The following is a 12,943-nucleotide window of genomic DNA, read 5'->3' as shown; positions in this document are numbered from 1 at the left end:
CGGTCAAACTCCTGCGCCGCATTGCGCATGCAGGGCGTCCAGAACGATGCGCCGAACGCGTCGCAGGCGTGTCAGCGGGCGGCCCAGGCCGAGGGGATTGGTCCAGGGCCAATTGCGAATCGAATTGGCGGTCGCGCGAAGGGCTTGCCAATAGCGTTTTTCCACATCGCACAATTCAATCGCACGTTCAAACTCTCTGGCCGAGAGCCCCTGTTGGACCAAACGGCGTATCCCCGGTACATCGGGATATCGGTTCGCAAGCGAGCGGGCAAAACGCATGTCCAGATCAAAGGTGCGGTCGCGGTTGCCCGCACTGGCACCGTCGGGCCGCTGTCGGAATCGGGCCAGCGGCATTTCCAGACGACCGACCGCACCGATCCGGCTCAACCGCAGCCACAATTCGTAGTCTTCGGCGATGTTCATCGATTCGTCGAACAGGCCGACCTTCGACAGCGCGTCACGCCGACAGACGACCGTCGGCGTTCCGAGCCGATTGCGAACGACCATTTCGGAAAAACTGTATCGTCGCACCGTGGTCGTCTTGTCGATTTGGGGCGGCGTGCTGTCCCAGGGAATCATGATCGAACCGAGGGCGAGCAGTTTTGGATCGGCTTGCAGTGCGGCAACTTGAAGGGCCAACTTGTTGGGCAGCCACGCATCGTCGGCATCGAGGAAGGCGATGTATTGACCGCTGCTCAGGCCGACCCCGTGGTTGCGAGCCCCCGCGGGGCCTTTGTGTCGCTCGTTCATCACGTAGGTGCAGGGAACGCCGGATCGGGCAACGACAGCGAGTGTTTCATCGGTGGATCCATCATCGATCACGACGATTTCCCAGTCGTCATAAGACTGGATCGCCACCGACTGCAACGCGTCGTCGATGTAGCGGGCACAATTGTACGTGGGGATGATCACCGAGACGCGACCTGGATGGGGGCGTGTGGTCGGTGTTCTGGTCGCTCCGGTCACGATCGCTGGGGCGGCTTCGGCATGCTCGCTAGCCATCTTGTTGTGCCTCGATCCGAAAGAAGCTCAAAAAGTTTGAACGCACCGGCGGCGTGCGCAGCAGCGCGTTGTAGTCGTCTTGTCGAACGGGGTCGCTGGCAAAGCGTTTCAAGCGAACGTTCTCGTCGACGTCCAAGAAGAACAGGGCGTCGATTTGATCGATGTAGGTGCCCGCGCGATAGTCAAACAGAACGAGTCGCTGGGCGGCATGAATGCGACCCGGATCGTTCACGTCGTCCAGAATCGTCACACCCTCGCAGCGTTGATCGTCCGCCAGCTGTCGCGCCAAGTGGCTCTTGCCCGCGCCGGAGCGGCCGACCACGGCGACCTTTAGCGTGGCATCGATGTGTGAATGGTCGGCGATAAAACCGGCCAGGAAGCCGACGTCGCGCGGTTTCCGGTCACAGCGAAAGAAAGGGCGTCCGACGGAATCTTCACGCAGTTCGTCGTTGGTGTAGCCGAGAAACTCGATGGTTTGGAACCCGCCAAATTTCAGCAACACCCAAGCGTAGTCGCGCGGGTCGTCGCCATGATGGCCCTCGAAGTACATCACTTGAGACAACCCCGCCAACCGGCTGAGGATGGAATTGCGGTCTTCCAGTTCCTTGGTGCCGTAGACAGACAGGAACATGACGGTGTCGTGCGGCTCGAGCGCCGCCAGCGGATTGTCCAGGTCGTCACATCGAAAGACCGATGTGGGGTCGCTGTAAAGTCCCCGGGCGCGTTGTACCGCGGCGCCATCAAAGTCCAAACCGGTGACCTGGTGAGCACCCAATTTCATGCAATGGTTGACGATCGCACCCATGTTGCATCCGGCGTCGAGGACACGTTTTCCTGCGATGTCTTCGACGCGAAAGAGTTTTAAACGTTCATCGGTCTTGTCCCGCAACCCGACCACCTGCCGAGCGTGGTCGCTGTGGTAGTCCACGAACCATTGATCGCGTTTGGTCGCGGTGGAACGTTGCCGCGACAGCACGCGGGACACCAGTGTTCGTGGTGCTCGCGAGATTCGACGGCAGGTCGCTGCAAAATGACTCATCGGTTGGTCTTCCTTTCGCTGACAAGGAGCGATCGACGATTCTCGTGGATGGGAATCAAGGTTTGGCCTCCAAGACGCCGCGGATTCTCGCCATCCGTCTAAGAGTGGGGAAAAGGTAGCGTTGACGATCAGAGGTGTTCAGTCCGAAGCTGCAGGCCAAGACGACGGCAATCAGGGTTGCCAGCAATCCGCCGATGATCAACTCCGTCCAATTGCTTTGATCGGTGATGTGGTGCACGGCGAATACCAACGGCGCCAGCAGCACGGTGACGACAACGGTCGGCCAAAGGATCTGGCGGCTGTAGTCTTTGAAATCAAGTTTCAGGTCGGCGCAGACGATGATCGGGTGCGCGATGCCACGGCACAGGACGGCGGGCAACGCGGTTCCGATCGCAACGCCCAGCAATCCGAACGGTTGGATCAGTGCGACGCTGATGGCTAGATTCATGGTGCCCTCAACACACATCAACCAGGTCAGGCCCTTGAATCGGCGACGGCCCAGCAAAATCTTGGAACCGATCCCGGTTGCGGCGGTGAACAACGCGCCGATGAGCAAGATTTGGAACAGCAGCGGAACGGAGTGATAAATGTCCGTTTGGACGTACTTGTCGCCGATCCACAATCGATAGAAACCGCTGGCCCAGATCCCCGTGATCAATGCCGCGCTGACCGCGACCAAGGAAAGCATTCGCGAGCCTTTCAGGTAGAGCTGCTGTAGCCCCGTCAGATTGTTGTGCGCATCGAGGTCGGTCGCGGCGGGATAGAAGACTTGACTGACGGGAACGAAGATGTTGGCAAAGTACTTCATCAAGTTGTTGGCCAAGGCAAAGTAGGCGATCGCCGAGACGGGCATGAAAATTCCGATCACCAACGCGTCGGAAAAGCTGATCACCAGGTGGCTGACGGCGAGCAAGGCGCTCCAGAATCCGAAGCCGATGCATTCGCGGCAACCGGCCCAACTCGCCAACCGCCAAGAGATTTTGAGTTCGGGAAGGACGCGGCAGCCGACCGCCCAGCGGAGTGCGTAGTCGAGAAGGTTTCCGACCGCGCCGGCGGCACACACACCGATCAATCCGTATCCGGCCATCAATACAAGGATCGTCGCGGTGGCCGACACGATTCGGCAGAAAAGACTGACGACGGTGATCAGGTCAAAGCGTTGCTTGGCCGTCAGGGCGACCGAAAACGGGAACAACAATAATTGGATTGCCGTCGAACAGCCTAGAATCAGAACACACCAAACGGCCTCGGTCTCCAACGCGGGAGGCAAGGAAAAGAAAGCGGGCGCGGCGACTGCGGTCGCGAAGGTGGCAACCAACGCACACAGGGCGCAGCCGAGATGCAGGGCGAACCCGCTGCTGGCGGCACGATTCATGCGGTCGAAGTCACCCTTGGAAAAGTACCGGGTGATGTACTGGGTCATCCCGGCACGCAAACCAAGATCCAACAGTCCGTAATATCCCGTGATGCTGATCACGATGGTCCAAACGCCGTAACGCGCATCACCGATCTGGTGCAACACGAATGGCGTCAAGAAAAACGTGATCGCCACCTGGATGACGTAGGCCACCCAGTTGCTCAGAATGTTTCGAGAGATGACACGGAAACTACTCATCAAAGTCAATGTTTGAGTTTGAAATCACCAGCGGACAAAAAGACGGATGGTCATGTAGAACAGCAACAGTGAGCCGGCACTGGCGAGGAGAGACAACAGCAAGAACCGGTTGCCGATTCGCAACCCGGTTGCCAGACCGGGGATCGACGCATTGGCGGGCATGGAAATTGCGGCCGCGACGAGTCCCAGGATCAAGTAGGTGGGGGCGACAAACTGTCGCGAGATGGTCAGCATGGCGGCGATGCAACCCATCAAGGCCGCGAACAGAAAGCCGCACAACCGAGAATGTTCGCGAGCCGCTTGGGCCGCCGGCATCTCCTCTTCGGGCGGTTTCGATCGCGGACGCCGTTGCGACCAGAGGCCGAACCCGGCAGCCAAAAAACAGGCGACGAAGGTGGTGCCGCCGAAAAAGCCCAGTTCGGCGTAACAATGCAGAAACGAATTGTGAGTCACCACGCCGATTTCATCGGCGATCAATCCTTCGCCCAAACCGAACAACGGATATTGCCGCCAAATGCTCAAGCTTTCCGACCAAATCTGAATGCGGTCTTGGCCCGTCCCTTGATTGATCGCGCTGAAGTCAGACATGCGGCTAGAAAACGCCAACGCCAACAACGACAATCCCGGCAACGCCAACGCGCCATATTTTCCTCCGCGGAAATAGCACAACGCCGTCGACACCGCGCAGATCAACGACAGCAGTGCACCACGTGAATGGGTCATCGCCAACGCAGCCAACAGAACACCTGTCGGTGCGAGCCAGCCATAACGCACCCATCCGGTCCGAGGTTTGGTCAGGAACGAGACGCAAAAAACGAGTCCCATGACGAGGATCAATCCAAAGTCATTGGGGTCTTGAAAGATGCCTGTCCCACGAATGCGTTCCACCTGCTCGACGACACCGTTTTGGATGACACCGCGGTCTTGGATCGATTCCAGTGCGGCGATCGACACCATGCCGAACTTGTCCAACAACACCAGTGATGCCATCGTCGTGATCGCAACGGTCAGCCACTTCACGAAAAACCGCAGCCGCGTCGGCGTGTTGATCAGTCCGATGATCAGCACGTACAGGGCGATCAACTTGCTGACTTCCAACATCGACATCCTTGCCGCCCAGACAAAGCCGTGCGAAAGATGCGACATTCCGACCGCGATGACCAATAACAGTAACGCCGCCGTGATCGGGCGGTGGACCAGTCTGCCGTGGCTGAGTTGCCTGGCACACGCCCGGGCCGAGACGGCGAGACAGGCGACGATCAGTACTTGATAGATCGGCCACTTGTCCAAGGCCGGCACCAGGTCCGCCGGGCGGACAAACAGGGTCGCCGTCGTCGCCAGCAACAGGGCAAACCCCCAGCCGTGCCGATCATCGACGTCCGTGTCGATGCGGGGCAGAGAGGTGTGATCGGTGGTGTCAAAAACCGCCGTTGCCATCTGATTGCTTGCTTCCCTGCCACGCGTGGCTCGTCACGCGACTAACGGAGATACTCGATCTCAACGTGTTCAAGTTCTTCGCTCGGGCCGGATTCGATTTCGTACCACTTCCCGGTTGCGACCGATGCGGACGCGGTGCCGATTGATTCACTGTCTGGGGCCGTACTGCTTTGGGCCACGCTGTCCGTCGGTTCGTCGGCTGGACCGGATTCGAGCTGTGGGTCAACGGCAGCCAGGTCGATGTTCGCCAGGTCGACGTTCGCCAGTTCGCTGGGGACTTCGTGGCTGATCTGCTCGATCGGGTTGGGCAACGTTTCCGCGCCGACGTGTTCGAACCACTGCTGGTCGACGTGTTCGTGTCGGACCGGCGACTGCCAGGCGTCGCAGGGATCCAAGGGTGTCCAAGTGGTCTCGCGATAGCCTGCATTGTTGACGATCGAATCGTAGGCGGCTGGCGTGATGGTCTTGGAACGTCGGCCCGGAAGGCACGACTGGCAACCGGCCAGTGTGATCGCCAGCCCCGCCAGTACGAGGTGGCCGATCGTGGTTCGCGTCGATGGGGTGGACCGCTGGTTCATGAGTTGCGTGTCGAGCCTATTGGCCGAACCCGACGCCTCCGCTGGTCTTGTCAAGCACTTTCCCGGACAACCGTGACGCCGTCCCTGTGCCCAGCAGAGTGAATCCCAGAATGCGTTCCAGTGGCGACGTGAATTTTGCGATCGCGGAATCGAAAGCGATGATCTTGTTGTGCGCGATGAAAATTCGGTCACCCGGCAACAGCTGATAGTTGGTGCTGACATCGGCCAGTTGTGTGATGCCCTCCCAATCGATGGGCAACATCACGCTGGTGCCTTGTTCGCGGTTGGGGCGGGCGACCCACATGCGACTGGACGAGACGTAGCTGAGCCCATTGATTTGGCTCAACGCGTCGATCACCGTTTCATTGCCGGTGAATGGCAACCGAACCAATTCATCGCCCAGCCCGCCGCCTTGGGTGATGACATAAATGCCTTTGCTGTTGTACGCATAAACCGACACCGAGACTTTGGGATCGGAAAACTCCGTGGACATCTGGGCGGAAATCGCCAGGCGTGCCTCGTCCAAGGTCATGCCGGCCAATCGGACCGAGCCGTATTGGCCAAGCGTGACGGTGCCATCGGGGCCGACGAGATGCTCACCGGCGATGGGTTGAATTCCCGCAACCCCGCGCAACGACATCGAAACAAGCGGCTGCTGCAATTGTGTTTTCAGATGGTCTTCGATCCGCTGCTTCGCCTGTTCGACCCCGACGCCCATCACCTCGACCGCTCCATAGCTGAAGCCGAGCTGGATCACGCCGCCGAGTTCAACTTGGTATTCGCCTTCGATCGGTTCCTCGGGAAAGGTCCCCGTCACCGTGAGCAAGACGATGTCACCCGGCTGCAACGCGTGTTGTTGCTGAGAAACGTTTTGCTGGACATCAATCGTCAGAATATCCGGCGGCTCGATGCGATACATCGGCGTGGTCACTTTGTCCAATTCACGAGGCACAAACGCTACCGCGCCATCGGAATCGCAATTCGCATCCAGCAACGCCGGCAACTCAAGCGGAGCGTCAACCCTCTGCACCAATTGGCACCCGGTACTGGCCATCGCGCATGCCGATAGCAGCACGAGAGCGAGGTGTCGCAGAGAACAGACGGCGAGGTTCACGTTGATGATTGCAATGATGTGGGGCGGGGCAGGAATCACGACACCGGGGGCAACGGAGCCGTCGACCAAGCGGTCACCGTTGGAAGGCGGAGTTGAATTGGTAGTAGTGCAGGTAATTGTTGAATGTCCCACCGCGTCCCGTCTGCATTCGTTCGCTTTGGGCCGTCGGGGCTGTCGATCGCTGGATCGTTCGTTCTAATTTGCGAAGCTGTTCGGCTTGTCGGTTCTGATTCAGCCGCAGTTGCTGCCGCGGCTGAACAAAAGAGTGATAGGGGCTCAGAATGCTGTTGTCGCTGCGTAGCAAGTCGAGATAGGGCGACAAACGCTGTTGGTAGGGCGCCGAGGACGCGCGTTTGGACCCGCCGCCGAATCCCTGCGTCGGTGCCTGGGCGGGGGCTGCCTCGGGCAATGAAACCAGAGCCAAACCGAACGGCACCATGACGACGGTCCGGATGATGAAATGGCTTAGTCGCCGAGGCTTGCGAAGTTGTTTGATCATTGCCGTTTTCTACCGAGTGCTGTGAGGCTTACCCACCCTATCGTCTGCCTAACCGGCATATCTTTTCTCCGTTCTGGAAAAAACACAGAATTGTCCCGGAAATGCCTCAAGCGACATCGATGGGGCGACGTGTCGATCTGCACGCTTTTCCGGGTTCCTTCTTCCAATCCGGTCTTGAGGAAACGTCGCGGTCTGCGGGCGAAAAACGATTCGATCGCGTTGTTGTCGCGGTGAGGCCGATGGACAGAAAAACTGTGTCCATTCCCATGTCCCATAGAATCCACTCGTGCAATCCAATCTGCAGGCTCCCCGAAGGGGCACATGCCGCGGCTGGCGAGGCATATCGGCTCGGCATTTGCCGACGCTGATCCTGGTTTGGGTGGTATTGGCTGTTTGCAGCTACCGTCAGGTCGTAGGGCATCTGTTTCAACAGTGGCATTCCAATACAAGCTATTCTCATGGGCCGGCGGTGCTGCCGATTGCACTCTGGCTGTTGTGGCAGCGGCGATCGACCTTGCCGGCGATCGACAAGCCCTGGGGCCCTGGACTGGGGTTGCTTGTAGTCGCGCAGGGCTTGCTATCGCTAGGCGGATACTTCCATCTTCCAACACTACAATGTTGGACCCTGCCGCTGTATCTGGGCGGAATGGTTGGACTGTTGGCAGGCCGGGGAGTGTTGGTCTGGAGTTTGCCGGCGATCGGCTTCTTGGGATTCATGATCCCGCTTCCGTTCCAGCTGGAAATGCTGGCAAATCAATCGTTGCAGTGGTTGTCCGCGTGGGGCAGTTGTTACCTGCTCAGTCTGACGTCGACTTTTGCGGTGACCGACGGCTACACGCTGATGATGGCAAGCGGCGGAGTCGGGATCACGCGGGATTGCAGTGGGCTGCGGATGACCGTCGCGGTCGCGGCACTGGGGACCATCATCACCTTCCTTTCCCGTTCGCCGTCCGGGCGGGATCAAGGTCCCGGCAAGCCGGGGTGGGGCGTTGCGTGGGATTTGGCGGCCGTGATGTTGCTGGCGTTCCCGGCGGCCATTGTGGCCAACGCCACCCGGATTTCGGCCGTCGCCTTGATCGCGGACCGCTACCAAACGGAGTCGTACACGACGTGGGCACATGACCTGGGCGATTGGTTGGCGGTGCCCCTGTCGGCTTTACTCTTTTTCGCGTTTCGGGCTTGGCTGGGCAAGGTCAGGGCTGTGTTCACGTTTGATCGTTGGGTGCGACCGGACGGCTCGCGGGCTGTCGATTTAGACCCGCACGCGTTAGCAAGAGGCCACGCGGCGCCCTTCGTTCACGCGTCGGGGTGGCATGATCACGCTGATTTCGGAACATCGACTCAAACGACAGCCCGCTCGCGCCGTTCTGCTACGGATCTCCGGGCAGGCCGCGAGCCCTCCGGTCGGAGCGACCCTGAAGGTCCGTCCGGACAAAGCTCTCCTGCGCTCGGCAGACGATGGCCACGATGGGGGAAGTCCCTGGTGGTGGTGGGGGGCGTTCCCCTGGTTGTCGCCGGCATCGTCGGTGTCGCGATCGTGCATCATGCGGCGAAGCGAAATCGCATCATCAGCGAAACCCTGACCGAGGCGCGCGGCCACGAATCGAATGCCGATTGGGATCGTGCGGCATCGTGTTACCGAACGTTGTTGCAGCTGCAGCCCGAGCGGGTTGATGCGCGCTATCGCTATGCCTGGGCGTCGCTCCAAGACGCTGACTCGGTCGACGAGTCCATGCAGGCCTTTTACCAACTTGAATCGGTCCTTGAGCAATCGCCATCGCATGTGGGCGCCTTGAGAACCCATTTGGAGTTGGCGTTGGAGCTCGATCAGGCCAAATCGGCCTGCCGCAGCGCCGAACGTCTCTACGCCATCGATCAACGCGACGCGCATTCATTGCGACTGTGCGTGGAGGCGATGTTGCGATTTCCCAACGGCTCACGCCCCCGTCACCCCTTGGTCACCGTCGATCGTTTGAACCGATGGATGGATCGATTCGGTCCCACGTCGCCGTGGCGAGATCGTTTGGTGATCGAGCTGGCATCGTATTGCTGCGATCACCACGAGTCGATGGATCGTCGTGTGGTCAATGCGATCGAACCGGCAATCGCCGACGCGGCCAGCGGAGTCGGGTCGGCGCACGCATTTTTGCAGGCGTGGCGGTTCGCCCAGGTGTTTGGCACGGAACCCCCGTCCATCGAACGGGCCCGGTTGAGCATCGACGACCACTGTCCGGCCGCGGTGGCGTATCCGATTTATCTGGCCAGCGCACGCGAAGCCGTGTTGCAGCACCGTCACGACGATGCGAAACGGTTTCTGGCCATGGCGATTGAGCGGACGCCCAATCACCACGCGGCCTACATCATGTTAGGTGATGTTTGTGCCAGCCAGGGACAGTGGCCGCAGTGCACCGCCGCGTACCTGCGGGCGTGGCGGTTGGCGGGCGATCGCCCGATGGGACTGGGGATCAAGCTGGCCGAGGCGCTGTTTCAAGCGGAGCGTCCCGCGGAGTCGGCGGTCTTGGCGGGGCAATTGTTGAAACAGGAAAACCAAGGGTTTCAACCCGTCAGCCGGGACCTGCGGATCCGCTGGATGCTCGTTCAAGCCCGGCTGGATGCCCACGCCGGCCGCCACGAAGCCGCGCTCAAGACGATCGGGCGTTGCCAATCGTTGGTCGCGATGTCGACGGCTTCGTCCGCTGCGGGGGCCGCCGCGTGGTTGCCCGCGTTGGAAACGCTGCAGGTCCAATGCCTGGTTCGGCTGGGCCGATATGCCCAAGCCGCCCGGCAATTCGAACGGCGTGCTGCCGGCGGCGCTGGTGCTGCCGGCGGCGCTGGTGCTGCCAACGGCCAGAGTCAAGCCGGCGGCGATGGTTCAGCCGATCAATGGACGGCGGCTGCGCGAGCTTGGCGATCGGCCGGCAACACGCCGGCCGCCGAACGCTGTTATCGCAGCGCGTTGGCGGAGTTGGGGTATGACAACGAAATCTGGCTGGAACTGGTCGACGTGCTCCACAACCGATATGGAGTCCGCGGTGCGATCGAGGAGATTGCGCTGCGGCAACGACGTGGTGGCGAAACCACCGTCCCTTCGGACGAGCTGGCCGTCCCTTCGGACGAGCTGGCCGTCCCTTCGGACAAGATCGTTGCCCAGGCCTATGAACGGGTCGGCCGAGGCGATCTGGCGATCCGGCACTATCGCACCGTCGCCGAACGTGGCGTTGAAGCTGTCGCGGCGCTGGCGATTGCGTTGGCCCGTCATGGTCATGCCGACAAGGCCATCGCGTTGGTTGCCGATCCACGGTGGACGGTGAACACCTCTTTGAGGGCTCATACGGCTGCCGTCATCGCCGTCAGCACCGACGATTTGTCTCCCGCACACCAGGCGACTTTGGAACCGATCATCGAACGCAGCGTGACCGAGGCGGTCGATGATCCGACGCTTCTGATGGCGATTGTGGCATGGCACACGCACCATCAGCGCAAGACTGCGGCGATGGAATTGCTCGATCGTGCCGTGACCCGGCACCCCGATCACGTCGTCGCCGCAAACAATTTGGCGATGTTGTTGGCCGAAGAAGGGCGTGATTTCCAACAGGCACTTCGACACATCGATCACGTTTTGAAACAGACCGGTCCGGTGCCCGAATTCTTGGACACCAAGGGTTGGATCTTGGTGCGGATGAATCGTGCCGCAGACGCACTGGAGTGGTTCAATCGTGCCCTGGCCGGCTCTGGTGGTGGTGCCCCGACGACACACCTGCACTTGGCAGCCGCTTACTTGGCGGTCGGCGATCGCGATCGAGCCCGGGAATCCTTCGAGTCGGTTCAGGTCGACCAGCTTCGCAAAGGCCGACTGCATCTCAGCGAACAGCGTGCCTGGGTCAGGCTGCAAAATGAATTCATTCGCCGAAATGAATTGACGACACGGCCCATCATGCAACGGAGTGGCGAAGCGTGATGAACGTCAAGTTGACACGAACGAAGGCCGCGGTGCTGGGTTGCTCGCTCGCCCTGGTCAGTTGTCTGGCGACATCGGCTGCGCGGACCCAAGTGACGCCGCGATGCGCGTTCGAGTTGGCCGAGACGCTGGGCCAATGGGAACTGACCGAGCGATGGGAATTACAGCCCGGTGAGCTGGACATTCTGCAGGCGGGAGATCACTGGCGACGTGTCTATCAACATCGCCAGACCAAGCAGGTCGTCGTCGTGACCTTGATCGCCGGGCCGGGAGGTCCGCTGGCAAGCCACCTGCCGGAGACCTGCTATGCGCGGACGGAATTCCGCGCGCACAGTGAGCCCGTCGTCTGGAACATGCCGGACCAGCCGGACCAGTTCCGTTGCCAAACGCTGCAGCCGCGGGAAGTGGATCAACCCGCCCTGACGATCGCCTACGCTTGGCACGATGGGTCGCACTGGCGGGCACCGCAATATCCTCGCTTTCAACTGGCCGGTCATCCGACGCTCCAGCGATTACTCGTCTCGATGCGGCACCCCGGCGGGATGACGGCGGAGGCTCAGCGGGTGATTCGGCAAGTCGTTGGGCTGACCGTCGATGCAGCTGAATCGGTCGACGCGGTTCCGGAACGTTCCGTCGACTCATCGCCGCCCCGAGTGACACAGCGCTCGACTCCGGCCCCTTCTTCCAATTGAACCCACCTCGAATCAAACCCCAACCATGCGCACGGCCATCAATCCAGGAAGCCTCGTTGAACTGCGAATCCGTCCCCCAGGGCGTCCGCCGGGACGCGTGTGGAGTGGGCTCTTGTTGTTGCTAGGCCTGGGGGCCATGCAAACCGCGACCGGCGGCACGATTCGTCACGATCGCGCCGATTCCAGTTACACGAGTTTGGCCGCCAGCTATCCCGCGGTCGGCGCGTTGACGTGGAGTTCGATGATCTGCTCGGCCACGCTGATCGAAGAAAACTGGATCCTGACGGCCGGGCACTGCTTGGATGAAGTGGGATTGTCGGCGAGTGATTGGACGTTTGATCTGACCGATAGCGGCGGCGGGATCCACGTGGGTGCCGAGCGATTTGTGTTTCCCGGCTGGACGGGCGATCTTCAAACGGGAACCGATATCGCCCTGTTGCGACTGGCCACGAGCGAATTGAGCGTGACGCCGGCGACCATCAACACCAACACGTCGGAAGTGGGACAAACGGCAACCCACGTCGGATACGGGGTCACGGGCAACGGCCAGACCGGGATCACCGCTCCGGCGGGCACCAAACGAGCCGGTCAAAATATCGTGGACGTCGACGGCAGTTCCGTCACCGGCTACAGCGACGACATCCTCTTTGAAGATTTCGACAGCGGATTGGCGGGCGACAACTTTTTCGGAACGGCAACGCAGCTGGATCTCGAATACCTGATCGCCGGCGGAGACAGCGGGGGCGCCGTGTTCATGGACTTTGGCGGTGGAGAGGTCTTGGCCGGCGTGCACTCGTTCATCGCCAGCGTGGACGGCAATCTGGATGCGGACTACGGTGATCTGGCGGGGTCGATCAAGGTCTCGTCCTATGCGTCGTGGATCTCGTCCACGATCTCGGGCGGCGGTCCGGTCGCACCGGAACTGGCATCCTGGATGATGTGGATGGTATTCGCCGGCGGGCTGCTGATGTCGTCGCGCTGCTACGCTCGCAATGCGAGTTAGGTCGAG

The 12,943-nt window shown here is 60.5% G+C and carries 10 protein-coding genes; 3 read left to right on the top strand and 7 right to left on the bottom strand.

Features of this window, described 5'->3' with window-relative positions:
• Window positions 1-3 precede the first annotated feature (3 nt).
• The 7 genes from NZK35_RS09985 to NZK35_RS09955 are packed head-to-tail and all read right to left on the bottom strand — an operon-like array spanning window position 4 to window position 7,284.
• Window positions 4-1,002, bottom strand: coding sequence for a glycosyltransferase (locus NZK35_RS09985; protein ID WP_259632393.1), 999 nt, complete (start codon window positions 1,000-1,002; stop codon window positions 4-6).
• Window positions 995-2,041 (bottom strand): class I SAM-dependent methyltransferase, encoded by a 1,047-nt coding sequence (locus tag NZK35_RS09980; protein ID WP_259632392.1) that lies wholly within the window; start codon window positions 2,039-2,041, stop codon window positions 995-997. The genes NZK35_RS09985 and NZK35_RS09980 overlap by 8 nt, the downstream gene beginning before the upstream one ends.
• A gap of 55 nt (window positions 2,042-2,096) precedes the next feature.
• Window positions 2,097-3,656 (bottom strand): oligosaccharide flippase family protein, encoded by a 1,560-nt coding sequence (locus NZK35_RS09975; protein WP_259632391.1) that lies wholly within the window; start codon window positions 3,654-3,656, stop codon window positions 2,097-2,099.
• 24 nt (window positions 3,657-3,680) lie between these two features.
• Complete coding sequence (locus NZK35_RS09970) at window positions 3,681-5,093, bottom strand: O-antigen ligase family protein (protein ID WP_259632390.1); 1,413 nt, start codon at window positions 5,091-5,093, stop codon at window positions 3,681-3,683.
• A gap of 41 nt (window positions 5,094-5,134) precedes the next feature.
• Entirely contained in the window at window positions 5,135-5,671 is a 537-nt protein-coding gene (locus tag NZK35_RS09965) for a hypothetical protein (RefSeq protein ID WP_259632389.1), read from the bottom strand.
• 16 nt (window positions 5,672-5,687) lie between these two features.
• Window positions 5,688-6,854, bottom strand: a complete 1,167-nt coding sequence (locus NZK35_RS09960; RefSeq protein ID WP_259632388.1) for a polysaccharide biosynthesis/export family protein — start codon at window positions 6,852-6,854, stop codon at window positions 5,688-5,690.
• A gap of 4 nt (window positions 6,855-6,858) precedes the next feature.
• On the bottom strand, window positions 6,859-7,284 hold the full coding sequence (locus tag NZK35_RS09955) for a hypothetical protein (protein WP_259632387.1): 426 nt from the start codon (window positions 7,282-7,284) through the stop codon (window positions 6,859-6,861).
• A gap of 355 nt (window positions 7,285-7,639) precedes the next feature.
• Here NZK35_RS09955 and NZK35_RS09950 point away from each other — a divergent pair, with 355 nt between their 5' ends.
• The 3 genes from NZK35_RS09950 to NZK35_RS09940 are packed head-to-tail and all read left to right on the top strand — an operon-like array spanning window position 7,640 to window position 12,937.
• The gene (locus NZK35_RS09950) at window positions 7,640-11,242 is read left to right on the top strand and encodes an archaeosortase/exosortase family protein (protein WP_259632386.1); all 3,603 of its coding nucleotides are present in this window, start codon (window positions 7,640-7,642) and stop codon (window positions 11,240-11,242) included.
• Window positions 11,242-11,934, top strand: a complete 693-nt coding sequence (locus NZK35_RS09945) for an exosortase-associated EpsI family protein (RefSeq protein WP_259632385.1) — start codon at window positions 11,242-11,244, stop codon at window positions 11,932-11,934. Before NZK35_RS09950 ends, NZK35_RS09945 begins: the two co-directional genes overlap by 1 nt.
• A gap of 25 nt (window positions 11,935-11,959) precedes the next feature.
• Entirely contained in the window at window positions 11,960-12,937 is a 978-nt protein-coding gene (locus NZK35_RS09940; RefSeq protein WP_259632384.1) for a S1 family peptidase, read from the top strand.
• Window positions 12,938-12,943 lie beyond the last annotated feature (6 nt).

Origin of the sequence: Stieleria sedimenti (genome assembly GCF_025060895.1) — a bacterium.
Lineage (GTDB): Bacteria > Planctomycetota > Planctomycetia > Pirellulales > Pirellulaceae > Stieleria > Stieleria sedimenti.
The sequence above is the reverse complement of the archived record's forward strand: the minus strand, read 5'-3'. Positions and strand labels throughout refer to the sequence as shown.

What these genes read in the sequence shown, in the direction of transcription:
- NZK35_RS09970 (WP_259632390.1), bottom strand. Translation starts at nt 5,093, where the DNA reads ATGGCAACGGCGGTTTTTGACACCACCGATCACACCTCTCTGCCCCGC.
- NZK35_RS09985 (WP_259632393.1), bottom strand. Translation starts at nt 1,002, where the DNA reads ATGGCTAGCGAGCATGCCGAAGCCGCCCCAGCGATCGTGACCGGAGCG.
- NZK35_RS09965 (WP_259632389.1), bottom strand. Translation starts at nt 5,671, where the DNA reads ATGAACCAGCGGTCCACCCCATCGACGCGAACCACGATCGGCCACCTC.
- NZK35_RS09955 (WP_259632387.1), bottom strand. Translation starts at nt 7,284, where the DNA reads ATGATCAAACAACTTCGCAAGCCTCGGCGACTAAGCCATTTCATCATC.
- NZK35_RS09975 (WP_259632391.1), bottom strand. Translation starts at nt 3,656, where the DNA reads ATGAGTAGTTTCCGTGTCATCTCTCGAAACATTCTGAGCAACTGGGTG.
- NZK35_RS09940 (WP_259632384.1), top strand. Translation starts at nt 11,960, where the DNA reads ATGCGCACGGCCATCAATCCAGGAAGCCTCGTTGAACTGCGAATCCGT.
- NZK35_RS09980 (WP_259632392.1), bottom strand. Translation starts at nt 2,041, where the DNA reads ATGAGTCATTTTGCAGCGACCTGCCGTCGAATCTCGCGAGCACCACGA.
- NZK35_RS09945 (WP_259632385.1), top strand. Translation starts at nt 11,242, where the DNA reads ATGAACGTCAAGTTGACACGAACGAAGGCCGCGGTGCTGGGTTGCTCG.